Below are 23882 nucleotides of genomic sequence, written 5' to 3' on the forward strand. Positions count from 1 at the left end.
GGTGGCACCATGAGCCGGTGCGGATCGACGTGGTGACCATCTTCCCCGACTACCTGGCCCCGCTCGAGCTGTCGCTGATCGGCAGGGCGCGCCGGGCCGGGCTCGTCGACGTCGTCGTGCACGACCTGCGCGACTTCACCACCGACCGCCACCGCACCGTCGACGACACCCCCTACGGCGGCGGCGCCGGCATGGTGATGAAGCCCGAGCCCTGGGGCCGGGCGCTGGAGCACGTCCGCACCCGGCCGGAGGCGCCGGGCGGGCGTCCCCGGCTGCTGCTGCCCAGCCCGGGCGGGCGCCGCTTCGACCAGGCGATGGCCCGTGAGCTGGCCGCCGAACCCTGGCTGGTCTTCGGCTGCGGCCGCTACGAGGGCATCGACGAGCGGGTCGCCGAGGCCGCCGCCGAGCACTTCGACGTCACGCTGGTCTCGCTGGGCGACTACGTCCTCAACGGCGGCGAGGTGGCGGTGCTGGCCATCACCGAGGCGGTGGCCCGGCTGCTGCCCGGCGTCGTCGGCAACGCCGAGTCGCTGGTGGAGGAGTCCCACGAGGACGGCCTGCTCGAGTACCCCGTCTACACCAAGCCGGCGGTCTGGCAGGGCCGCGAGGTGCCGGCGGTGCTGCTGTCGGGCGACCACGCCGCCATCGCCGCGTGGCGTCACCAGCAGCGGCTGGAGCGCACCGCCGCCCGCCGCCCCGACCTGCTCTCGCCCGCCTCGGCCGCCCGGCCCGACGAGCTGGCCGTCGTCCCGGCGGTGCCGGCGGACGCCCCCGAGCTGTGGACCCTGCAGCTGGCCGGCTGGGTGTCCGAGGCCCACGCCAACCCGGGGCTGCGGATCCCGCCGCTGCACGAGGAGCTGGCCGACGTCCGCGCGTCCCTGGAGGAGTGGAGCACCTGGGTGGTCCGCTCGGCCGGACGGCTGGTCGGCTCGGTCCGCGGCCGGCTGCAGGGCGAGGACTGGGAGATCGGACGCCTGGCGGTGGCCCCCGACCTGCAGGGCCGGGGACTGGGGCGCCGGCTGCTCGCCCACGCCGAGTCGACCGCCCCGCCGGCGGCGCGGCGCGCGGTGCTGACCACCGGCGAGGGCAGCGCGAGGAACCTGCGGTTCTACCGCCGGGCCGGCTACCGCCCGGCGCCGGAGTCCCCGGTGGAGCCCGGCACGGTGCTGCTGGCCAAGCCGCTGCGCTCGCGGCGAACGGGTGCCGGGAGCGGGGCTGCCGGAGGGTAAGTTGGCTCGGTGACCCTGGCCGGACTCGTCCAACACGTCGCCACCGATCCCGTCGTCTCCGAGTCGATCGACGACGCCCGCGCGCGCACCGTCGACGCCCTGGACCTCACCCTCGCCGCCCCGCTGCGGCCGCTGGTCGCCGCCGCGCTGGCCGAGCAGAGCGGACGGCCGCTGCTGCTGGTCACCTCGACCTACCGCGAGGCCGAGGACCTGACCGCGACCCTCGGCTCCTTCCTCGACCCGGAGCGGGTCGCCTACTACCCCGCCTGGGAGACGCTGCCGCACGAGCGGCTGAGCCCCCGCTCCGACACCGTCGGGCGCCGGCTCTCGGTGCTGCGCCGGATCGTCGGGACCGACGAGGGCCCCGCCCCCCAGGTGGTGGTGGCGCCGATCCGCAGCATGATCCAGCCGCAGGTGAAGGGGCTGGCCGCGCTGCGTCCGGTGCGGGTGGCCGTCGGCGGCGAGTTCGACCCCGACGACCTGGCCCAGGCCCTCGTCGACGCCGCCTACGTGCGCGTCGACATGGTCGAGCGGCGGGGCGAGTTCGCCGTCCGCGGCGGCATCGTGGACGTCTTCCCGCCCACCGAGGAGCACCCGGTCCGCATCGACTTCTTCGGCGACACGGTCGAGGAGATCCGGGTGTTCGCCGTGGCCGACCAGCGCTCGGGGGAGCAGACCCTCGACGCCGTGGTCGCCGCCCCCTGCCGCGAGCTGCTGCTGACCGACGAGGTCCGCGCCCGCGCCGCCCGGCTCGCCACCGACCACCCCGAGCTGGCCGAGATGCTGAGCCGGATCGCCGACGGTCAGGCGGTCGAGGGGATGGAGTCGCTCGCCCCCGCCCTGGTGGACGGGATGGAGCTGCTCGTCGAGGTGATGCCCGCCGACACGCTGGTCGTGGTGCTGGACCCCGAGCTGGTGCGCACCCGTGCCGCCGACCTGGTCACCACCTCCGCGGAGTTCCTGCACGCCTCCTGGGCCGGTGCCGCCGGCGGCGGAGAGGCCCCCATCGACCTGGGCGAGTCGGCCTACCGCTCGCTGGCCGACGTCCGCGCCTGCGCCCGTTCCCGCGGCCAGGGCTGGTGGAGCTTCTCCTCCTTCAGCGCCGGCCCCGGCGAGGACGCACCGCACCAGGTGGTGCGCACCGAGGACGGCGAGGTGGTGGACCTGTCCGCCGCCGAGGGCCCGACCGGCGTCCCCACCCGGGTGGTGGACGCCCGCGCCATCGACTCCTGGCAGGGCGACACCGAGGCGATGGTGGCCGAGGTGGCCCGCGGCGTCCGGGCCGGCTGGCGGATCGTGATGACCGCCGAGGGCCACGGGCTGCTGGAGCGGATGCGCGAGGTGCTGGCCGACCACGACATCCCCGCCCGCGCCCTCGACGGGCTGGCCGAGCCGCCGCCCCAGCAGGCCGTCAGCCTGGTCACCTCCGAGCTGCGGCACGGGTTCCGGATGGAGTCGACCCGGCTGGCCGTGCTCACCGCCGGCGACCTGTCGGGCCAGCGCGCCGCCGACAAGTCCGCCCGCCGCATGCCCGCCCGGCGCAAGAACCAGATCGACCCGCTGCAGCTGGCCCCGGGCGACCCGGTGGTGCACGAGCAGCACGGGGTGGGCCGCTACGTCGAGATGGTGCAGCGCACCGCCGCCGGCGGCACCCGCGAGTACCTGGTCATCGAGTACGCGCCCTCCAAGCGCGGCCAGCCCGGCGACCGGCTCTACGTCCCGATGGACCAGCTCGACCTGGTGACCCGCTACGTCGGCGGCGAGGCCCCGACGCTGGACAAGATGGGCGGCTCGGACTGGAACCGGCGCAAGTCGCGGGCGCGCCGTGCGGTCCGCGAGATCGCCGGCGAGCTGATCCAGCTGTACGCGGCCCGGCAGGCGACCCGCGGCCACGCCTTCAGCCCCGACACCACCTGGCAGCGCGAGCTGGAGGACGCCTTCGGCTTCGTCGAGACGCCCGACCAGCTGGCGACCATCGAGGAGGTGAAGAAGGACATGGAGCAGGTGGTGCCGATGGACCGGCTGATCTGCGGCGACGTCGGCTACGGGAAGACCGAGATCGCGGTGCGGGCCGCGTTCAAGGCGGTGCAGGACGGCAAGCAGGTGGCCGTCCTCGTCCCCACCACCCTGCTGGTGCAGCAGCACGCCCAGACCTTCACCGAGCGCTACGCCGGCTTCCCGGTCACGGTGGCCCCGCTGAGCCGGTTCCAGAGCGAGGCCGAGACGAAGGCCACCATGGCCGGGCTGGCCGCCGGCACCGTCGACGTGGTCGTCGGCACCCACCGGCTGCTGTCCGGCGAGGTGCAGTTCAAGGACCTCGGCCTGGTGATCGTGGACGAGGAGCAGCGCTTCGGGGTGGAGCACAAGGAGGCCCTGAAGCGGCTGCGCACCCACGTCGACGTGCTGGCCATGTCCGCCACCCCGATCCCGCGGACCCTGGAGATGGCGATCACCGGCATCCGCGAGATGTCGACCATCGCTACCCCGCCGGAGGAGCGGCACCCGGTGCTCACCTTCGCCGGTCCCTACGACCGGGCCCAGGTGGCCGCGGCGATCCGGCGCGAGCTCAGCCGCGAGGGGCAGGTGTTCTACATCCACAACCGGGTGCAGACCATCGAGAAGACGGCCGCCCAGATCCGCGAGCTCGTCCCCGAGGCGCGGGTGGTGACCGCCCACGGCCAGATGGGGGAGGCCCGGCTGGAGCAGGTGATGGTCGACTTCTGGGAGCGGCGCGCCGACGTGCTGGTCTGCACCACGATCGTCGAGGCCGGTTTGGACATCTCCAGCGCCAACACGCTGCTGATCGAGCGGGCCGACCTGCTCGGGCTCTCCCAGCTGCACCAGCTCCGGGGCCGGGTGGGCCGCAGCCGTGAGCGCGGCTACGCCTACTTCCTCTACCCGCCGGAGAAGCCGCTGACCGAGACCGCGCACGACCGGCTGGCCACGATGGCCGCCCACACCGACCTCGGCGCCGGCATGCAGATCGCCATGAAGGACCTGGAGATCCGCGGGGCGGGCAACCTGCTCGGCGGCGAGCAGTCCGGCCACATCGCCGACGTCGGCTTCGACCTCTACATCCGGCTGGTGGGCGAGGCCGTCGCGGAGTTCCGCGGCGACGGCGGCGAGCCCGAGCCGGAGGTGCGGATCGAGCTGCCGGTGGAGGCGCACCTGCCGGTGGACTACGTGGAGTCGGAGCGGCTGCGGCTGGAGATGTACAAGCGGATCGCCGAGGTCCGCAGCGAGGACGACATCTCGGCGATCGTCGCCGAGCTCACCGACCGCTACGGCGAGCCCACCGGGCCCGTGCTCACGCTGCTCGAGGTGGCCCGGTTCCGGCTGCTGGCGCGCGCGGCGGGGCTCACCGAGGTGGTCAGCCAGGGCAACTACATCCGGTTCGGACCGCTGGACCTGCCCGAGTCGCGGATGCTGCGGCTCAAGCGGCTGCACCCCGGTGCGGTGGTCAAGGAGGCCGCCGGCTTCGTGCTGGTGCCGCGGCCGCGGGCCGGGCTGGGGCGGCTCGCGCCCACCGGTGAGGAGCTGCTGCGCTGGTGCGGCCAGGTGGTGCGTGACGTGTTCGCGGGCGAACCCGTCCCCACTGGCTAGTCTGGGCCGGGAAGTCGGCAGGCCAGCCAGGAGGAGGAGCAGCGTGGGAGCACGGCACGCAGGTGTGTCGCGGGATCGGCGTCGGGCAGGACGGCTGAGCCTGCGGGTGGCCGCCGTGGCGGTGGCCGGGGGGCTCGCGCTCGCCGGCTGCGGACGCGCCCCCTCCACCGCGGCCCAGGTCGGCGGCACCACCATCGGCAACGACCAGGTCGACACCACCGTCGCCGGTGCCGCGCAGGCGCTCGGCGCCCGCACCGACGAGATCAACGAGCGGGCCGTGCTCGCCTCCCTGATCCAGGGTGCGGTCGTGGACGAGATGGTCGAGCAGGCCGAGACCTCCGGGCGCACCGACCTCACCATCGCTCCCGCCGACCGGGAGGCGGTGCTGCAGTCCCAGCCGCAGCTGCAGGCGCTGCAGGAGGTCCCCGAGGCCGCGCCCCTGGCGGAGTCGCTGGTGGACTTCACCATCCTGCAGCAGCGGATGGGCTCGGAGGCGTTCCAGCAGGCCTTCCTGGCGGTGCCGGTCGAGGTGAACCCGCGCTGGGGCAGCTGGCAGCCGGGCTCCCAGGAGGGGCTGATCGGCACCGGCTCGCTCTCGGTGGAGTCCTACACCGCGTGAGCGAGCCGACCCCGGCCGAGCACCCCGAGCTGGCCCGCAGCGTGGCCGTCATGCAGCGGCTGCGCCGCGACTGCCCGTGGGACGCCGAGCAGACCCACCGCAGCCTGGTCCGCTACCTGGTCGAGGAGACCTGCGAGGTGGTCGAGGCGATCGAGTCCGGCGACGACGACGACCTGCGGGAGGAGCTGGGCGACCTGCTGCTGCAGGTGCTCTTCCACGCCACCATCGCCGCCGAGCGCGACGCCTTCACCCTGGAGGAAGTGGCCGGCGGGGTCGCCGACAAGCTGGTGGCCCGTCACCCCTACGTCTTCGCCGAGGGCGAGCTGCCGCCGGACCTCGAGACCTCCTGGGAGCAGCGCAAGCGCGCCGAGAAGGGTCGCAGCTCCGCCCTCGACGGCATCCCCGGACGGCTGTCGGCGCTGACCCGCGCGGCCAAGACCATCAGCCGCGCCCGCTCCCACGACGTCGAGCTCGACCTGCCCCGTGAGCCGGTCGCCGCCGACGAGCTGGGCCGCGAGCTGCTCGCGCTCGCCGCCCGCGCCCAGGCCAGCGGGCTGGACCCCGAGCAGGTCCTCCGCGACGCCGTCCGCGGCCTGGAGGACGACGTCCGCCGCGCCGAGGCCTGACCCGCCCACCCACCCCGACCCGACGCACCCCTGCCCACCCACCCATCCCCGCGCGCCCCTGCCCGCGTGTATGTCGTCGCGGTCACGGCCGGCGGGCCCCGGTGCGTCGCGCTGTCCGGGCGCCACGGCGTACACGTTCCCAGGGTCCGCCCCCCGCCACCCCGCTGCGGACGCCGTCAGCACGCGGGTCCGTGCGCGCGCCCCTGCGTCGGGGCCGGGCTCGAGTCCTCGCCCCTGAGGACGTGTACGCCGTCGGGCCGAGACACCGCGGCACGCCGCGACACGCCGACCGTGACCGCGACGACATACACGCGAGCAGGGGGAGGGCGGGTGGGGGCGACTCACCGCGCCGAGGTCCGCCGGCGGCGTCCGCCCCCGGGGGACGATGGAGCAGGCGCCCGGCGAGACGGCACTAGGGTTGTCCCGGAACGTCCGCACACCGTGAAAGGCAGACATGTCCTACATCGAATTCGTCGATGCGCGCGAGATCCTCGACTCCCGAGGCAACCCCACCGTCGAGGTCCAGGTGATCCTGGACGACGGCTCCGAGGGGCGTGCCGCGGTCCCCTCCGGCGCCTCCACCGGCGCCTTCGAGGCCGTCGAGCTGCGTGACGGCGACAAGGCCCGCTACGGCGGCAAGGGCGTGCTCAAGGCCGTGGAGAACGTGGTCGACACCATCTTCCCCGCCGTGCACGGGATGGACGCCGACGAGCAGCGCCTGGTCGACCAGACCATGCTCGAGCTGGACGGCACCGACAACAAGGCCAACCTGGGCGCGAACGCCATCCTCGGGGTCTCGCTGGCCGTCGCCCGCGCCGCCGCCGAGTCGGCCCAGCTGCCGCTGTTCCGCTACATCGGCGGGCCGAACGCCCACACCCTGCCGGTGCCGATGATGAACATCCTCAACGGCGGCTCCCACGCCGACTCCGACGTCGACGTGCAGGAGTTCATGATCGCCCCGATCGGGGCCTCCAGCTTCTCCGAGGCGCTGCAGCAGGGCGCCGGCGTCTACCACGCCCTCAAGTCCGTGCTGAAGAAGCGCGGCCTGGCCACCGGTCTGGGCGACGAGGGCGGCTTCGCCCCCAACCTGCCGCAGAACGTCGCCGCCCTGGAGCTGATCGCCGAGGCGGTCGAGAGCACCGGGCTGAAGCTGGGCACCGACATCGCGCTGGCCCTGGACGTGGCCGCCACCGAGTTCTTCGACGCCGAGGCCGGCACCTACACCTTCGACAAGGCCCAGAAGTCGGCCGACGAGATGGTCGCGGTCTACTCCGACTGGATGCGCCAGTTCCCGATCGTCTCCATCGAGGACCCGCTGGCCGAGGACGACTGGTCCGGCTGGTCGACCCTCACCGCCCAGTTCGGGGACAAGGTCCAGATCGTCGGCGACGACCTGTTCGTCACCAACGTCTCCCGGCTGCGGCGCGGCATCGAGGAGAAGGCGGCCAACGCCCTGCTGGTCAAGGTCAACCAGATCGGCTCGCTGACCGAGACCCTGGACGCCGTCGACCTGGCCCACCGCAACGGCTTCCGCTGCATGATGAGCCACCGCTCCGGCGAGACCGAGGACACCACCATCGCCGACCTCGCCGTGGCCACCAACTGCGGCCAGATCAAGACCGGCGCCCCGGCGCGCTCGGAGCGGGTGGCCAAGTACAACCAGCTGCTGCGCATCGAGGAGGACCTGGACGACGCGGCGCGCTACGCCGGCCGGGCCGCCTTCCCGCGGTTCACCGCCTGACGGTCGCACGCGATGGCACAGCGACGCACCCCGCTCTCCGGCACCGGCCCCGGGCGGACCCCGTCCCGGGGCACGCCGGGGAGCGGGACGCCGCGCGCCCGCACCCAGGCCCGGACCCGCTCACGCCGGCACAGCCGCGTGGGCGGGACCACCCCGGTCTCGGCCAGCAGCCCGTCCTCGCCGCTGTCCCCGGCCGAGGCGGCCGGTGAGCCGTCGCGGTTCCGCCCCTCGCTGGGCGTGACCCGGCGGGCGGTCGCCGTGGTGGTGGTGCTCGCGGTGCTGGTGCTGTCCTACGCCTCCTCGCTGCGGATCTACATCACCCAGCAGACCGACGCCGCCGAGGCCCGCGCCGAGATCGCCGCCACCCAGGCCCGCATCGACGACCTCCGCGACCAGCTCGACCGCTGGGAGGACCCGGCCTACGTGCGCGCCCAGGCCCGCGAGCGGCTGGGCTGGGTGGTCCCGGGGGAGACCGGCTACGTGGTGATCGGGCCCGACGGCGAGCCGGTCAGCGGCGGCAGCCAGATCGACTCCAGCCGCGCCGACGGCCAGCAGCCGGACGCCGACGCCTGGTGGGCGCGGATGGCCGGCAGCGTCGCCGCGGCCGACCACCCGGCCCCACCACCCAAGGAGGAGGCCACCGTGCCCGATCCCGACCAGCCCCGATGAGCCCGGCGGAGGGTGCGGAGAGCGGGGCCGTGGACCGGCTGGAGCCGATGAGCGAGGCCGACACCGCGGCCGTCGGCACCCAGCTCGGGCGGGTGCCGCGCGGGGTCGCGGGGGTCGCCTGGCGCTGCCCCTGCGGCAAGCCCGCGGTGGTCGCCACCGAGCCGCGGCTGCCCGACGGCACACCGTTCCCCACCACGTACTACCTGACCTGCCCACGGGCCACCGCCGAGTGCTCCCGGCTGGAGTCGCGCGGGCTGATGGCCGAGATGACCGAGCGGCTGCAGCACGACGAAGAGCTCCGCGAGGCCCACCGGCGCGCCCACCTCAGCTACCTGGCCGACCGGGCCCGCCTCGGCGAGGTCCCCGAGGTCGCCGGCATCAGCGCCGGCGGCATGCCGGACCGGGTCAAGTGCCTGCACGTGCTGGTCGGCCACGCGCTGGCGGCCGGACCCGGCGTCACCGTGCTGGGGGACGAGGCGGTGCAGGCCGTCGGCGAGTTCTGGCAGCACCCCTGCCTGGAGGAGGAGCGGTGAGCACCCGGTTCGCCGCCGTCGACTGCGGCACCAACTCGATCCGCCTGCTGGTGGCCGAGGCCGGCCCGGACGGCCGGCTGGTCGAGGTCGACCGGCGGCTGGAGATGGTGCGGCTGGGGCAGGGCGTGGACGCCACCGGCGAGCTGCACCCCGACGCCCTGGCGCGCACGTTCGCCGCCTGCGAGCAGTTCGCCGAGCTCCTCGACCAGCACGGGGTCGCTCCCGAGCGGCTGCGCTTCGTGGCCACCTCCGCCGCCCGCGACGCCCGCAACGGCGAGCAGCTCTTCGCCGGCGTGCGGGAGCGGCTCGGCGTCGAGGCCGAGGTCGTCACCGGCTCGGAGGAGGCGCTGCTGTCCTACGCCGGCGCGGTCAGCGGCATCGCGGCCGCGGAGGAGCCGGTGCTGGTGGTCGACGTCGGCGGCGGCTCCACCGAGCTCGTGCTCGGCGAGCGCGGCCGCATCCTGGCCGGCACCAGCCTGGACATCGGCTCGGTGCGGCTGCGGGAGCGGCTGCTGCGCGGCGACCCGCCCAGCGAGGCGGAGGTGCTGGCCACCGTCGACCACGTCGACGCCCAGCTGGACCGCTGCGGGGTGCCGCTGGAGCGGGCCCGCACCTGGGTCGGGGTGGCCGGCACCATGACCACGCTCTCGGCCGCCTACCAGGGGCTGCCCCGCTACGACCGCGAGCGGGTGCACGGCTCGACCGTCCCGCGCGAGGAGCTCCGGCTGCTGTGCACGTCGATGGTGCAGCGCTCGGTCCGCCAGCTCCGCGACATCCCGTCCATGCACCCGATGCGCGCCGACGTCATCTCCGCCGGCTGCGTCATCGTCGAGCGGATCGCCGCCAGGGTCGGCGCGCCCGAGCTCGTGGTCAGCGAGACCGACATCCTCGACGGCATCGTCCTCGAGCGGATCAGCCAGGAGGCACGCAGGTGAGCAGCACCCCCGTCCCGGTCGGACGTCCCCCGAGCCCGCCGCGCGGCTGGAACAGCTGGGACTGCTACGGCACCACGGTGACCGAGGAGGAGGTGCTGGCCAACGCCCGGTTCATGGCCGAGCACCTGCTGCCGCACGGCTGGGACACCGTGGTGGTCGACATCCAGTGGTACGCCGCCTCGGTGGGCGCCGGCGGCTACCACCCCGACGCGGACGTGCAGCTCGACGCGTGGGGCCGCCCGGTGCCGGAGGTGTCCCGCTTCCCCTCCGCCGCGGACGGGCGCGGGTTCGCCCCGCTCGCCGATCAGGTGCACGCGCTGGGGCTGCGCTTCGGGGTGCACATCATGCGCGGCATCCCGCGCCGGGCGGCCGAGCAGCGGCTGCCCGTGCTGGGCACGCAGGTGACCGCCGCCGACCTGGCCGACCCCCAGCAGGGGTGCAGCTGGAACCCCGACAACGCCGGCGTCCGCGCCGACCACCCCGACGCCGCCGCCTGGTACGCCTCGGTGGCCCAGCAGCTGGCCGGCTGGGGGGTCGACTTCGTCAAGGCCGACGACATGCTGTGGCCCTACCGCGCCTGGGACATCGAGGCGCTGTCGACGGCGCTGGCCGCCACCGGGCGCCCCATCGAGCTCAGCCTCTCCCCGGGCGTCGACGTCTCCACCACCCGCGCCGAGCACCTGGCCCGCCACGCCACGATGTGGCGGATCTCCAACGACCTGTGGGACTCCTGGGACGACGTCACGGACATGTTCGCCCGGCTGGCCCGCTGGGCGCCGCTGTCGCGGCCCGGCGCCTTCGCCGACGCCGACATGCTGCCGCTGGGCCGGGTGGGGATCCGGGCCGAGGTGGGCACCGACCGCACCTCGCGGCTGACCTGGGCCGAGCAGCGCACCCTGCTCACGCTGTGGGGGATCGGGCGATCGCCCTTCTTCGTCGGCGGCGACCTGCCCACCAGCCCGCCGGAGACCATCGCGATGCTGCAGAACCCGCTGCTGCTGGCGGTGAACTTCGCCGCCACCGAGCCGCGCGAGGTGCTCCGCGAGCGCGACCACGTGCTGTGGACGGCGCGGCTGGGCGAGGAGCTGGTGGTGGCCGTGTTCGCCGTCGGTCCCGAGCCGCTGCGCCGCACCATCCCGCTGGCCAGCGTGGCCGGCGAGGGCCGCACCCGCGCGCGGGAGGCCTGGACCGGTGCGGAGGTGGACGTCACCGACGGCATCGCGGTCGACCTCGCCTCCCACGACGCCGCCCTGCTCCTGCTCAGCTGACGGGGCGGCCGCCCCGTCGGCGCTACCCCTTGAGGCCGCTGGCCGACAGCGACTGGGTGAAGTAGCGCTGGAAGAACAGCAGCACCAGCAGCGGTGCCGCGGTGGTGACCACGGCGCCGGCGAAGATGCCCCCGAAGTCGACGCCGTGCTCACCGGCGAACTGGGCGATCGCCACCGGCGCCACCTTCTTGGCCGGGTCGGGGGCGATCAGCAGCGGCCACATGTAGCTCTGCCACTGGAACACGAACAGGATCAGCCCGGCGCCGATCAGCGCCGGTTGCGACAGCGGCAGGTGGACCCGCCAGAACACGCCCCACCAGCTCAGCCCGTCGACGCGACCCGCCTCGGCCAGCTCCTGCGGGATGCCGAGGAAGAAGCTGCGGAGCAGGAAGACCGCGAGCCCGTTGCCGATGCCCGGCAGGATCAGCCCCGCGTAGGTGTTCTGCAGCCCCACGTCGCGGAAGACCGAGCTGAGCGGGATGGCGATCGCGTCGAAGGGGATCAGGAACGACACCACCATGACCGCGAACACCGCCGTGCGGCCCGGGAAGTCCAGCACCGCCAGCGCGAAGGCCGCCATCGAGCAGATGGCCAGGCCGACCACCACGGTGACCGCGGCCACCAGCACCGAGTTGGCCATGGCCAGCGTGAACCCCGCCTCGCCGAGCCGGCCGAAGTTCTCCGCGGTGAGGTGCCGCGGCAGGACCGTCCAGACCGAGACGGGGGAGAGGGTCCCGAACGTCTCCTCCTGCGGGCGCAGCGCGCTGGCCGTCATCCACCACAGCGGCAGCAGGAACAGCACCGCGGCCGCGGCGCCGACCGCGGTCAGCACGCCGCGCCGGGCGGTCTCGGCGGTGCGGGCGGGGCGTCGGCGTGCGGTGACGGCGAAGGCCATCTCAGTCCTCCTCGCCGGTGCCGAGCAGGCGGAACTGGACCACCACGATGGCCAGCGCCACCACCACCAGGATCACCGTGGCCGCGGCCGCGGAGCCGGTGTCGGCCGCCACGTAGGCCCGCTCGAAGATGTTGTTCATGATGAGGTCGGTGCGTCCGTTGGGCCCTCCGTTGGTCAGGATCTGCACCGGCGCGAAGACCAGCAGGTTCGAGATGGTGTCGGCCACCAGCACGAAGATCAGCTGGCGACGCAGCTGCGGGATGGTGATGGAGACCAGCTGGCGCCAGCGTCCGGCGCCGTCGATCTGGGCCGCCTCGTACAGCGTGGGGTCGATCTCCTTCAGCCCCGCGATCAGGAACATCATCCAGTAGCCGACCCCGATCCAGGACACGATGACCATCAGCGACGGCAGCGCCTGCCCGGGTGAGGTCAGGTAGCGCAGACCGTCGAGGCCGAACAGGGCGAGGGTGCCGTTCAGCGGGCCGTCGGGACGGTAGGCGATCGCCCAGATCACCGCCGAGACGCTCTGCGGGACGGCCACCGGCAGGAAGATCAGCGTCCGCATCAGCCCCGTGGCGGGGAGGCGGGCGTTGAGCAGCAGCGCCAGCGCCAGGGCCAGCAGCACCTGCAGCGGGTTGATGACCACCCCGAAGACGGCCGTGACGACGAGGGAGTTGAGGAAGGCCGGGTCGCCCAGCAGGGCGCGGTACTGCTCCAGCCCGACCCACTCGGTGGGGCCGAAGCCCAGCGGCGTGCTGTGCAGGCTGTCGGTCACCGCACGCACCATCGGCCAGACCCGCAGCACGACCGCGGCCAGCAGCGCCGGGGCGACGAAGGCCAGGGCCACCCACAGGTCGCGGTGCCGGCGCCCCCGCCTCGGCGGGACGGCTGCGGCCCCGGTGTCCGGCTCGGTGGCCACCGTCGCCTGGGTCGCCACCGGCTACTCCCTCGGGTACTTGGCCAGGGCCCGGTCGAGCTCCTCGGCGGCCTGCTGCAGCCGCTCGGCCGGCTCCGACCCGTTGCGGATGTCGGCGAAGGCCTTGTTCATCACCGTCTCGAAGTCCACGAAGCCCACCGTGGTCGGCCGGGCCACCGCGTTGTTCGCCAGCTCGTGCTCGATGATCGCCGCCAGCTGCTCCGACCGGGTGTCGGAGGCGTTCTCCGACAGGTACCTGCTGAACGCCTCCTGCTGCACGGGCAGGTTGCGCGAGCTGGCCTGCCAGGCCCCCGTGGCGTCGGTGGTCATGTAGCGGATGAACGCCTTGGCGGCCTCCTGCTTCTCCGAGAACGGGCTGACGCCGGTGGCCCAGGAGCCGGTGGAGGACACCGCGCGACCGCCCTCGAACATCGGGAAGGGGGCGACGCCGTAGTCGACGCCGGCCTCGTCGAACAGCGGTGCGTTCCACGGCCCGCCGGCGAAGAACGCGGTCTCGCCGTCGCTGAACAGCGGGGTCGTCTGCTCGGCGGTGATGCCACGGGGGGAGAGGCCGCTGTCGAAGGTCGACTTGTACCAGCTCATGGCCTCGACCCAGGCCGGGTTCGTGACGGCGGGGGTCAGCAGGCCCTCGCCCTCCAGCCCGGGCCCGCCGCCGAGCGACTCCGGCAGGGGCTGCAGCTGGTAGTAGCGGTCGACCTGCTCGAAGGTGAAGCCGTACTTCGCACCCGCCTGCTGCGCCTGCTCGCCCGCGGCGGCGACCTCCTGCCAGGTCATCGGCTGGCTCGGGTCGCTGCTGGGCGCCTCCACCCCGGCGTCCTCCAGCAGCTCGGTGTTGTAGTACAGCAGCTGGGTCGACGTCCAGCGCGGCATGGCGTACTGCTTGCCCTGGTAGCTGGTGGCGTCGAGGGCCTTCGGGTCGATCTTCCCCTCGGCCTCGGCCCGCAGGTCGCTGAGGTCGGCGAGGTAGCCGCGCGCGGCGAACGAGGCCAGCCGGGGCTCGTCGACGTCGTAGAGGTCGATGGAGGCGTCCTTGGCCCCCAGCCGCGACTGCACCGAGGAGTTCAGGTCGTCGAAGGGCAGCGTCTCGAGCGTGATGGTGATGTTCGGGTTGGCCTCGGTGAAGCCGGCGATGACCTCGTCGAAGGTGCCCGGGTCCTGGGCGTTGACGAAGGTCAGCGTCACCGGCTCGTCGCCGGAGACCTGCGGCGGCTGCTCGGCGCTGCCGCCGCTCTGGCAGGCGGCGGTCAGCAGCAGCGCCGCCAGCACGGTCAGGGCCCGGGCGGGTCGCCGCCCCGGGGTGCGCCGTCCCGCTGGCCGCAGCGGGCGGGCGTCGGAGGTGTCCATCAGCGTCTCCTCGTCGAACGGCTGACGGCTCCCGGGCGGGGGTCGTCCCGCAGGCGCCCGGACGGCGCCCCACAGGTCGTGGGTACCCGGCATCCCGGGCTGGAAACCCTCGTGCTCACCGCCCCGGGGCAGGGCGGCCCCTTGCCCGTTGGGGCGTGCCGCCTTTAACGTCACAGTCCCGCATGCCGAGTCCCGAGGAAGAGACCCATGAGCACTCCCGACGCCCGCGCCGTCATCGACCTGGACCTCCCCGGTCCGCAGATCAGCCGCCACCTGTACGGCCACTTCGCCGAGCACCTCGGCCGCTGCATCTACGGCGGCTTCTGGGTCGGTGAGGACTCCGACATCCCGAACGAGGGCGGCATCCGGCTCGACGTCGTGGAGGCCCTGCGCGGGCTGTCCATCCCCAACCTGCGCTGGCCCGGCGGCTGCTTCGCCGACGAGTACCACTGGCGCGACGGCATCGGTCCGCGCGAGCAGCGTCCCCGGATGGTGAACAGCCACTGGGGCGACGTGGTGGAGGACAACTCCTTCGGCACCCACGAGTTCATGGCGCTGTGCGAGCTGCTCGGCGCCGAGCCCTACGTCAACGGCAACGTGGGCTCGGGCACCGTGCGGGAGATGAGCGAGTGGGTGGAGTACCTCACGCGCGCCGACGACTCCCCGATGGCCGCGCTGCGCCGGGCCAACGGCCGCGACGAGCCGTGGCGGGTCCCCTTCTGGGGCGTCGGCAACGAGGCCTGGGGCTGCGGCGGCAACATGCGCGCGGAGGCCTACGCCGACCTGGCCCGCCAGTACGCCACCTTCTGCCGCAACCACGGCGGCAACGAGCTCTACCGGATCGCCGCCGGGGCCAACGTCGACGACTACGAGTGGACCGAGACGCTGATGAAGGCCCTCGGCTGCATCGACTGCAAGGGCAAGCCCGTCTTCCAGGCCGTCTCGCTGCACTACTACACGGTCAACGGCTCCTGGAAGGACAAGGGCGACGCCACCCGCTTCGACGTCGACGACTGGTACGTCACCATGCTGCGCGCCCGCCGGGTCGAGGAGCTGCTGCGCCGCCACAGCACCGTGATGGACCGCTACGACCCGTACCGCAAGATCGGGCTGGTGCTGGACGAGTGGGGGACCTGGTGGAACGTGGAGGAGGGGACGAACCCGGGCTTCCTGTACCAGCAGAACAGCCTGCGCGACGCCCTGGTGGCCAGCGTCCACTTCGACGCCTTCCACCGCAGCGCCGAGCGGCTGGTGATGGCCAACATCGCCCAGACGGTCAACGTGCTGCAGGCGATGATCCTCACCGACCCCGACCCCGACTCCGGCGCGCTGGTGCTGACCCCGACCTACCACGTGTTCGAGATGAACACCGGCCACCACGACGCCCGCCGCCTCGACGTCCACCTGCAGGACGACAGCGACCCGCGCGAGGTGGAGGGCCAGCCGCTGGAGCTGCTCTCGGCCTCGGCCTCGACCAAGGACGGCACGGCGCTGGTGTCGCTGTCCAACCTCGACGCCGACCGCCCCCGCTCCGTGCTGCTGGACCTGCGCGGGATGGAGGTCACCGGCCACCGCGCGCGGGTGCTCACCGCCCCCGCGATCCAGGCCCACAACACCCCCGCCGACCCGACGGCGGTGGCCCCGGCCGAGCACGACGGCGTGCAGCCCCACCCGCGCGGGCTGCTGGTGGAGCTGCCGCCGCACTCCTACACGACCGTCTCGCTCGACCTCGCCCCGCTCGGCTGAGCGGGGCGCGCCCTGACGGTGGGACGCCGGGGAGGAGGTGGCGTGGTCACCATGCACGACGTCGCCCGGCTGGCCGGCGTCTCCACCATGACCGTGTCCAACGTGGTCAACGCCCGGGCCGGGGTCAGCGACCCGGTCCGCCGGCGGGTGCTGGCCGCCATCGCCGACTCCGGCTACCAGGTCAACGTCTCGGCCCGGAACCTGCGCTCGGGCCGGACCGGGGTGCTGGGGCTGGCGGTGCCCGAGGTGGACCGGCCCTACTTCGGCCAGCTGGCGGCGCGGATGATCTCCCGCGCCGCCAGGCTGGGCTACCGGATGGTGGTGGAGCAGACCGCGGGGCGCCTCGACGGCGAGCTGGCCGCGATCGAGTCCTCGCGGCACCAGATGTACGACGGGCTGGTGCTCTGCGCGGTCGGCATCGGCCCCGATGACGTCCGCTCCAGCCCGCCGGCCACCCCGGTCGTGGTGATGGGCGAGCGGCCCTTCGAGGGGACGGTCGACCACGTCGCGATGCCGAACCGCGAGGGGGCCCGCACCGCGGTGCTGCACCTGGCCGGGCGGGGGAGCCGGGCCATCGCGCTCGTGGGCGGCGGGGCGAGGAACCGCGACGACGCCTTCACGCTGCGGGAGGCCGGCTACCGCGACGCCCTGGCCGAGCTGGGCCTGGTCGCGCACCCCGAGCTCGCGGTCAGGCTGCCGACGGCCACCAGCGCCGGCGGCCGCGAGGCGGTGGCCGAGCTCGTCCGCCGCGGCACGCCCTTCGACGCGGTCTTCGCCGTCACCGACACCGTCGCCCTCGGCGTGCTGCGGGGGCTGGCCGACGCCGGGCTCGCCGTCCCCGGAGCGGTCCGCGTGGTCGGCTACGACGACCTCGACGAGGCCCGCTACAGCGTCCCCTCGCTCACCAGCGTCGCCCCCGACCACGACTGGATGGCCGGCACGGCGCTGGACCTGCTGCTCGCCCGGCTGTCCGGTGCCCGGGACGCCCCGCCGGTGGCCGACCACATCGCCCCGTTCCGGCTCGCGGTGCGGGAGTCCTCCGGTCGAGCCGCCGACCAGCACCGTTCACCTGCGGGCCCTACCATGCCTTCGGCCGGGCCCCCGTAGCCCAAGGGCAGAGGCAGGCGGCTTAAACCCGCTCAAGTGTGGGTTCGACTCCCACCGGGGGCACACCCGGCCCTCCGCGGCCGGTCGCAGCCGGCCCGTGCACCGTCGTCGCGCGGGGTGAGGCGTTCGCCGCGCTCTGGCACCATGGCGCCCGTGCCCGCCGAGAACCACATCACGCGCACCATCGACCTCTGCCTGCGGCTCGGTGACCTGCTGATGTCCAACGGGGCCGGCGCGGCGGACGTGACGGTGACGATGGACTCCGTGGCCCGTCAGTACGGGCTCCGCCACGCCGCCGTCGACGTCACCTTCACCTCCTTGTCCATGAGCTACCAGGAGGCCGAGGGCTCGGTCGCCTACACCCAGATGCGGCAGGTGCAGCTGCGCGAGATCGACTACGAGGACCTGACCCGGGTCGACCACCTGGTGAGCGCCGTGCTGGCCGGCGAGGTCGACGTGGCGGAGGCCCGCCGGGCCGTGCTGCGGCTGCAGTCCAGCGGCCACCAGCGGCCGCGGTGGGCGGTCACCCTGGGCTGGGGCGTGATGTCGGCCGGCGTCGCGGTGATGCTCGGCGGCGACCTGTGGGTGGTGGCCAGCGCGCTGGTCACCGCGGTGGCCATCGACCGCGCGCAGCAGCTGATGTCGCGCCGGCGGCTGCCCGCGTTCTACCAGCAGGTGGCCGGCGGGGCGATCGCCATGGTCTTCACCGTGCTGGTGGCCGCCGCCGGGGTGGGCGCCGACCCCTCGCTGGTGGTGGCGGCGAACATCATCATGCTGCTGTCCGGGATCGGCTTCATGGGTGCCCTGCAGGACGCCCTCACCGGCTTCTACGTCACCGCCTGCGCCCGGCTGCTCGAGGCGCTGCTGTCGACGGCGGGGATCATCGTCGGGGTCAGCGGCGGGCTGGCGGCCGCCACCCTGGTCGGGGTGGACCTCGGCGAGCTCGCACCGGGAGCGGCCACCGGCATCCGGGCGCTGGCCGCGCTCGGGATCGGGGCGGCGGTGGCGGCCGCCGGTTTCGGCTACGCCAGCCACGCCCGGCTGCGGGCGCTGCCCCCGATCGGCCTGGTGGCCGGTCTGGCGGTGCTGGTGTCGGCCGTCGTGGTCCAGCTCGGGCTGGGACGGCTGTGGTCGGTGGGGCTGGCCGCGGTCTTCGTCGGCCTGGTCGGCTTCGGGGTGGCCCGCCGGGTGCACGTCCCGCCGCTGGTGGTGGTGGTCTCGGCGGTGGTCCCGATGCTGCCCGGGCTGTCGATCTACCGCGGGCTGTCGCTGCTCGGCGAGGGCGTCGACGGCTCCGCCCCGGAGGGCATCCTCGCCCTCGTCACGGCCGCCTCGATCGCGCTGGCCCTGGCCGCCGGCGTCATCCTCGGGGAGTACGTCGCCCAGCCGCTCGCGCGCGAGGCCCGCCGGCTCGAGCAGCGGCTGTCGGGGCCGCGGCTGGTCGGACCGCTGCGGCAGCGCACGGGCCGCTCCCGCCGCCGGTCGTCCACGCGGCCCTCGTCCACCCGCCGGCCGTCCACGCCCCGGTCCTCCCCGCGGGCCCCGTCCCCGCGGCGCGGGTCCTGACCCCGGCTCCCTGGCAGACTCCCCGCCATGGCTACTACGAGCCCCGCGGCCCCGCCGCGCCGTCGTTCGCCCCTGCGGATCGTGCTGGTCGTCCTCGCCTGCCTGGTGGGGCTGGTGCTGCTCGCGGTGCTGGCCCTGGTGGCCTGGGTGCAGCTGCGCCCGCTGTCGGCGGGCGACTACCGGCTCGCCAACAACGAGGTGGGCTACGTCGGGGAGGAGGTCGACTTCGCCGGCCAGGCGGTGGCCACCTCCTTCAACGACCTCGCCTCGGGCGACCGCGCCGTGGTCGAGGCCTCCGCCCAGCGGGTCCGTGACCAGGTCGGCCTCGCCGCCGACGGGGCGCAGCAGCTCGGCGAGCTGCGGGCGATGGAGGACCCGGAGGTGGCGCGGCAGGTGGCCGCCGTCCAGGAGGGGGTCGCCGCCATGGAGACCTACCTGCGGGCCTACGCCGACGCCATGCTGCCCATCGCGCAGATGAACGCCACCTGCGCGGCGTGGGCGGAGGACCCGGCCACCTCGGTGGACTCCGGCTCCAGCGCCGCCGAGGTCAACGCGGCCGCCCAGCCGTGCGTGCAGCAGGCCACCGCCGTCGAGCAGGCGGGGGAGGGCGCCTGGACCCAGCTCGGCTCGGCCCAGCTGGCCTTCGTGGCCGACACCGCGGCCGCCCTGGAGCTGGTCGAGCAGCGTCCCGAGGACTTCGAGGCCCACTACGCCGCCGAGAACCAGGCGCGGGAGGACCACCAGACCGCGGTGCAGCAGGCCAACGCCGCCCTGGGCGAGGAGCTCGGGCAGGTCGGCGACCGGGTCACCGAGCCCCTCAACGCCCTCGGCAGCTACACCGAGCAGCGGGCGGCCGGATGAGCGCGCACGCACGACGGGCGCAGGTCGGTCCCCGCCCGGCACTGGAGCAGCCCCGTAGAATGGGATCAGCAGTTCACTCACAGGAGGACGCATGTTCCGCAGCACCAACCCCGTCCTGACCAAGGACGCGGCGTTCGCGCCTCAGCCCCGTGGTGGTGGCTACGGCCCCTACTCCCCGTACCCCCAGCAGCAGGGTTTCGGCCAGCAGCAGGGCTACGCGCAGCAGGGCTACGGGGCGCTGCCCGACCCCGGTCCCCGGATGACCATCGAGGACGTCATCACCAAGACCTCGGTGATCATGGGTCTGATGATCCTGGTGGCCGCCGCCTCCTGGTCCGCCATCGTGTTCGGCGTCGTGCCCGTCGCGCTGATGTGGCCCGCGCTGGTGGTCGGCGGTCTGGGCACCTTCGTGCTCAGCATCGTGGTCGCCTTCCGCTCCAAGGTCGGCCCGGTCACCGCCGCGGTCTTCAGCGTGCTCGAGGGCCTGTTCATCGGCATGTTCAGCCTGTTCTTCGAGTCCATGTACCCCGGCATCGTCGTGCAGGCCGTGCTCGCCACCCTGATCGTGGCCGCCGTGATGCTGGCCGCCTACCGGTTCAAGGTCATCCGGGTGACCCCGATGTTCACCAAGGTGCTGATCATCGCCACCGTGTCCTTCGCGCTGGCCATGCTGGTCAACTTCGTGCTGGGGTTCGCCGGCATCAACCTGGGTCTGCGCGACTCCGGGGGCGACGTCAGCCTGCTCGCCATCGGCGTCTCGATCATCGGTGTGGTGCTGGCCGCCCTGAACCTGGTGCTCGACTTCGACGTCATCGACCGCGGTGTCCGCTCCGGCGCCCCCGCCCGCCAGTCCTGGCTGGCGGCCTTCGGCCTGGTGGTCACCATGGTCTGGCTGTACACCGAGCTGCTGCGGATCCTGTCCTACTTCCGCCGCTGAGCACCCCGGTCCCCGGACCGGAGCGACGAGGGCCCGTCACCACCAGGTGACGGGCCCTCGTGCGCGTCCGGGTTCAGGACTCGGTGCGGCAGCTGGCGTCCAGGGCCAGACCGCGGACGCAGCTGTCCAGGTGGCGCTGCAGCAGACTGCGCGCGCCGCGGGTCCAGGGGACGCTCGTCCAGCTGTCCAGCGGCACCCACTGCGCCGCCGAGGTCGTGCCACCGACGTCGTGCACGACCGCCGCGCCCGGCTCGGGGCAGCGGGCGGCGTAGATCAGCCGGATGGCGTGGAAGTCCTCGAGCACCCCGTTGGGGGCGTGACCCACCCAGTGGTCGGACTGGACGTCGATCAGCACCGGCGCGGAGAGCCGCTGCCCGGCCTCCTCCCAGGTCTCGCGGACGACGGTGTCGGCCGGGTCCTCGCCCGGCTCGATGCCGCCGCCCGGCAGCCCCCACTGGCCGGGGACACCCGTCCGTGAGGAGAACTCGGTGGCCAGCACGGCGGAGTCGCAGACCGCGATGGCATAGGCCGCCGGTCGCTGCCGCACCTCGGCGTCGCGGGCGGCGTCGGCGGGGCGCAGCCGCTGGTGGCCGTTGCGCCTCGGTCGCTCGCCCCGGGGCAGCGGGGAGACCAGCAGGGTCAGCTCCAGGCCGTCCTCGCCCTGGGTGGCGCTGAGTGCGCGCTCGACCTGCCAGCCGCGACGGATCGCGCCCTGGCGCGGGTCCTCGCCGTGGTCGAGGTGGTGCCGGTAGACGACATCCAGGCCCGCTGCGGAGCGTCCCACGATGTCCATCCAGCCATCTTGCCTCACCCGGGGAAACCTCGGCCGGTGCGCCGGTCCGGGCGAGTCGGGCGGCGCGTCGCCCGGGCCGACGTCGGCCTACCCTGGGCGCATGCGCGTCGCCCTGGCCCAGGTCACCAGCAGCTCCGACGTCGGCGAGAACCTGCGGCTGGTGGCCGACGGGGTCGCCCGGGCCGCCGAGCAGGGGGCGCAGCTGGTGGTGCTGCCCGAGGCCACCATGCGCGCATTCGGCCACCCCCTCGACGAGGTCGCCGAACCCCTCGACGGGCCCTTCGCCGGCGAGGTCGCGCGGATCGCCGAGCGGGCCGGCGTCCACGTGGTGGTGGGCATGTTCACCCCCAGCCCCGAGCAGCGGCCCGGCTCCGGGCGGCGCAAGGTGGTCAACACGCTGCTGGTCACCGGACCGGGCACCCACGTCGGCTACGACAAGATCCACCTGTTCGACGCCTTCGGCTTCGCCGAGTCCGACACCGTCAGCCCCGGCTCGGCGCCGCTCACCTTCGAGTGCGGCGGGCTCCGCGTCGGCCTGGCCACCTGCTACGACCTGCGTTTCCCCGCCCTGTTCACCGCGCTGGCCCGGGCCGGTGCCCAGGCGGTGGTGGTCGCCGCCTCGTGGGGCGCGGGGCCGGGCAAGGCCGAGCAGTGGGACGTGCTGGTGCGCGCCCGGGCGCTGGACTGCACCAGCTGGGTGCTGGCCTGCGGGCAGTCCGAGCCGGCGGCCGCCGGGGTGGAGGCGGTGCCGGGCGCGCCCACCGGGATCGGGCGCAGCGCGGTCGTCGGGCCCGACGGCTCGCTGCTTGCCCGGGCCGGTGCCGGTCCGGAGCTGCTGCTGGCCGACGTCGACGCCGACACCGTGGAGCGGGTGCGCCAGCAGATCCCCGTGCTGGCCAACGCGCGTCTGTGACGTCTGCCGGCCCCGATAGCCTGGGCCGGTGGCCAACCCGATCTCCACCGCCCTGTCGGGCGCCGCTCTGCTGCCCCGCGCGCTGCGGCTGCTGACCCGGCGCCCCGGACTGCTCGCCCTCGGCGCGCTGCCGCCGCTGATCACCTCCCTGCTGCTGGGCGCCCTCTTCGTGCTGCTGGCCTTCAACGTGATGGACGTGGCCGACGCGCTGACCGGGTTCGCCGACTCCTGGTCGGCCTCGCTGGCCGAGGCGCTGCGCTACGTGGTGGCCGGGGCGGTGCTGGTGGCCGCGGCGGCGTTGATGGTGCTGGCCTTCAGCACCATCACCCTCGCCCTCGGCTCACCGGTGTACGACCGGATCGGCGAGCAGACCGAGGAGCTGGCCGGCGCTGCGCCGGCGGTGCACGAGGAGCCGCTGCGGGTCAGCCTGCCGCGGACGGTGCGGCAGTCGGTGGCGCTGGTGCTGCTGTCGGTGCTGCTGGCCCTGCCGGTCTTCCTGGTCGGCCTGGTGCCGGTCGTCGGGACGGTGCTGGGGGCGGTGGCGTCGGCCTGCGTGGGCGGCTGGCTGATCACCACCGAGATGGTCGGCGGCGCGCTGGAGCGACGGGGCCGGGTCCGGTTGTCCGACCGCTGGGCGCTGATGCGGCGCAACCGGGCCCGCTGCCTGGGCTTCGGCATCCCGGTGTTCCTGCTGCTGTCGATGCCGCTGGTGGCCATCGCGGTGTTCCCGGTGGCCAGCGCGGCCGGCACCCTGCTTGCCCGCGAGCTGGCCGAGGAGGCGGGCCGGCCCGCTCTCAGCGGGGCAGGTGGTCGGTGACGCAGTAGGTCGTGCCGGCCGGGTCGCGCAGCACCGTCCAGTCCTCGAAGCGCCGCACCAGCTCCGCGCCCAGCTCGCGGTGCCGGTCCACCTCGGTGTCCCGGCTGCCGGCCGAGGTGCCCAGGTCCAGGTGGGCCGTGGTGGGGCCGGAGCCGTCCTGGAGGCGCTGCAGGATGAGCTGCAGCGGCTGCTCCGGCGGCGGGGTGAGGCGGACGAACTCGGGCCCCGACGGCCGCGGCGGGAGCCCGGTGAGCGTCGCCCAGAACGCCACCTCGGCCTCGTGGTGCCCGGGCGCGGCGTCCACGCAGACCTGGTCGACCATGGCGCGGCGGCCGTCCGGCCAGCGACGCACCGGCGGCCGCCGCCGGGGCTGCTCCTCGACGTAGCCGAACCGGAGGCCGCCGGGGGAGCGCAGCTGCCTCGGGCCGGAGCCCGGGTCGGTGCTCGCGCCCGCCCGCAGCGCGGCCGCCACGGCACCGTCCGGGTCGGGGACGGCGAGCTCCAGCCGCAGCCCGGCCTCCCCGGGCCGGAGCTGCAGGTAGGGGCTGCCGTCGGCGGGCAGCAGGACCACGCCGCCGGCGTCGGCGGAGGACGGCGGCATCTCCGTGACCGCGGCCCAGAAGGCGGCCGCCGCCGCGTGCCGCTCGGCCGGCAGCTGCAGGACGGCGGTGATCCAGGTGGGGTGCACGCACCCCAGTGTGGCCCGGGCACCGGACGCGCCGCGAGGGCCTGATGACGGGTCG

General features: G+C 74.3%; 21 protein-coding genes and 1 tRNA gene. 17 read left to right on the top strand and 5 right to left on the bottom strand.

Translation table 11 applies throughout. From position 1 onward, the window contains the following. Positions 1-17: 17 nt before the first annotated feature. From trmD to GC722_RS11610, 9 genes are all read left to right on the top strand, one after another. Positions 18-1229, top strand: a complete 1212-nt coding sequence (trmD, locus tag GC722_RS11570) for a tRNA (guanosine(37)-N1)-methyltransferase TrmD (RefSeq protein ID WP_331714729.1) — start codon at positions 18-20, stop codon at positions 1227-1229. 9 nt (positions 1230-1238) lie between these two features. Then, positions 1239-4832 carry a transcription-repair coupling factor gene (mfd, locus tag GC722_RS11575; RefSeq protein WP_331714730.1) on the top strand — a complete coding sequence of 1198 codons (3594 nt, stop codon included), beginning with the start codon at positions 1239-1241 and terminating at the stop codon, positions 4830-4832. Positions 4833-4875: 43 nt separating this feature from the next. Next, entirely contained in the window at positions 4876-5451 is a 576-nt protein-coding gene (locus tag GC722_RS11580) for a hypothetical protein (protein ID WP_156610252.1), read from the top strand. 50 nt (positions 5452-5501) lie between these two features. Next, positions 5502-6077 carry a MazG family protein gene (locus GC722_RS11585; protein WP_156610571.1) on the top strand — a complete coding sequence of 192 codons (576 nt, stop codon included), beginning with the start codon at positions 5502-5504 and terminating at the stop codon, positions 6075-6077. Between the two features lie 454 nt (positions 6078-6531). Next, on the top strand, positions 6532-7818 hold the full coding sequence (gene eno / locus GC722_RS11590) for a phosphopyruvate hydratase (protein ID WP_156610253.1): 1287 nt from the start codon (positions 6532-6534) through the stop codon (positions 7816-7818). Between the two features lie 12 nt (positions 7819-7830). Continuing rightward, positions 7831-8487, top strand: coding sequence for an FtsB family cell division protein (locus GC722_RS11595; protein ID WP_156610255.1), 657 nt, complete (start codon positions 7831-7833; stop codon positions 8485-8487). Next, on the top strand, positions 8484-9020 hold the full coding sequence (locus tag GC722_RS11600) for a DUF501 domain-containing protein (protein WP_408609310.1): 537 nt from the start codon (positions 8484-8486) through the stop codon (positions 9018-9020). Before GC722_RS11595 ends, GC722_RS11600 begins: the two co-directional genes overlap by 4 nt. After that, on the top strand, positions 9017-9955 hold the full coding sequence (locus tag GC722_RS11605; RefSeq protein WP_331714731.1) for a Ppx/GppA phosphatase family protein: 939 nt from the start codon (positions 9017-9019) through the stop codon (positions 9953-9955). Before GC722_RS11600 ends, GC722_RS11605 begins: the two co-directional genes overlap by 4 nt. After that, positions 9952-11223 (top strand): alpha-galactosidase, encoded by a 1272-nt coding sequence (locus tag GC722_RS11610; protein WP_197430058.1) that lies wholly within the window; start codon positions 9952-9954, stop codon positions 11221-11223. The genes GC722_RS11605 and GC722_RS11610 overlap by 4 nt, the downstream gene beginning before the upstream one ends. A gap of 22 nt (positions 11224-11245) precedes the next feature. Here the strand turns inward: GC722_RS11610 and GC722_RS11615 are convergent, their stop codons facing one another. Genes GC722_RS11615 through GC722_RS11625 form a run of 3 tightly spaced genes read right to left on the bottom strand, consistent with a single transcriptional unit; the run spans position 11246 to position 14399 of the window. Further along, positions 11246-12118 carry a carbohydrate ABC transporter permease gene (locus GC722_RS11615; protein ID WP_156610275.1) on the bottom strand — a complete coding sequence of 291 codons (873 nt, stop codon included), beginning with the start codon at positions 12116-12118 and terminating at the stop codon, positions 11246-11248. Position 12119: 1 nt separating this feature from the next. After that, entirely contained in the window at positions 12120-13055 is a 936-nt protein-coding gene (locus GC722_RS11620) for a carbohydrate ABC transporter permease (protein WP_331714732.1), read from the bottom strand. 3 nt (positions 13056-13058) lie between these two features. Next, positions 13059-14399, bottom strand: coding sequence for a sugar ABC transporter substrate-binding protein (locus GC722_RS11625; protein WP_197430060.1), 1341 nt, complete (start codon positions 14397-14399; stop codon positions 13059-13061). 207 nt (positions 14400-14606) lie between these two features. Here GC722_RS11625 and GC722_RS11630 point away from each other — a divergent pair, with 207 nt between their 5' ends. The 6 genes from GC722_RS11630 to GC722_RS11655 all read left to right on the top strand — a co-directional run bounded on the left by GC722_RS11630 (position 14607) and on the right by GC722_RS11655 (position 20616). Continuing rightward, the gene (locus GC722_RS11630) at positions 14607-16145 is read left to right on the top strand and encodes an alpha-N-arabinofuranosidase (protein ID WP_156610280.1); all 1539 of its coding nucleotides are present in this window, start codon (positions 14607-14609) and stop codon (positions 16143-16145) included. Between the two features lie 51 nt (positions 16146-16196). After that, positions 16197-17252, top strand: a complete 1056-nt coding sequence (locus GC722_RS11635; RefSeq protein ID WP_156610582.1) for a LacI family DNA-binding transcriptional regulator — start codon at positions 16197-16199, stop codon at positions 17250-17252. Continuing rightward, positions 17243-17315 (top strand) — tRNA-Leu (locus tag GC722_RS11640). The genes GC722_RS11635 and GC722_RS11640 overlap by 10 nt, the downstream gene beginning before the upstream one ends. An 81-nt stretch (positions 17316-17396) precedes the next feature. Beyond that, positions 17397-18818 carry a threonine/serine exporter family protein gene (locus tag GC722_RS11645; protein WP_156610282.1) on the top strand — a complete coding sequence of 474 codons (1422 nt, stop codon included), beginning with the start codon at positions 17397-17399 and terminating at the stop codon, positions 18816-18818. A 27-nt stretch (positions 18819-18845) separates the two neighbouring features. Next, positions 18846-19679 (top strand): hypothetical protein, encoded by an 834-nt coding sequence (locus GC722_RS11650; RefSeq protein WP_156610284.1) that lies wholly within the window; start codon positions 18846-18848, stop codon positions 19677-19679. A gap of 91 nt (positions 19680-19770) precedes the next feature. Beyond that, a complete protein-coding gene (locus GC722_RS11655; RefSeq protein WP_156610286.1) occupies positions 19771-20616 on the top strand; it encodes a Bax inhibitor-1/YccA family protein in 846 nt (281 codons plus the stop codon). A 73-nt stretch (positions 20617-20689) separates the two neighbouring features. Here GC722_RS11655 and GC722_RS11660 read toward each other — a convergent pair whose 3' ends face one another. Then, positions 20690-21427 carry an NUDIX hydrolase gene (locus GC722_RS11660; RefSeq protein WP_331714733.1) on the bottom strand — a complete coding sequence of 246 codons (738 nt, stop codon included), beginning with the start codon at positions 21425-21427 and terminating at the stop codon, positions 20690-20692. An 82-nt stretch (positions 21428-21509) separates the two neighbouring features. Between GC722_RS11660 and GC722_RS11665 the strand changes: the two genes are divergently transcribed. Beyond that, positions 21510-22322 carry a carbon-nitrogen hydrolase family protein gene (locus tag GC722_RS11665; protein ID WP_156610289.1) on the top strand — a complete coding sequence of 271 codons (813 nt, stop codon included), beginning with the start codon at positions 21510-21512 and terminating at the stop codon, positions 22320-22322. A 28-nt stretch (positions 22323-22350) separates the two neighbouring features. Continuing rightward, entirely contained in the window at positions 22351-23139 is a 789-nt protein-coding gene (locus GC722_RS11670) for an EI24 domain-containing protein (RefSeq protein ID WP_156610291.1), read from the top strand. Here the strand turns inward: GC722_RS11670 and GC722_RS11675 are convergent. Further along, positions 23117-23827 (bottom strand): VOC family protein, encoded by a 711-nt coding sequence (locus GC722_RS11675; RefSeq protein ID WP_156610293.1) that lies wholly within the window; start codon positions 23825-23827, stop codon positions 23117-23119. The two genes, GC722_RS11670 and GC722_RS11675, sit on opposite strands and share 23 nt — an antisense overlap. Positions 23828-23882: the final 55 nt, after the last annotated feature.

The sequence above is a fragment of the Auraticoccus cholistanensis genome (genome assembly GCF_009742705.1).
GTDB lineage: Bacteria > Actinomycetota > Actinomycetes > Propionibacteriales > Propionibacteriaceae > Auraticoccus > Auraticoccus cholistanensis.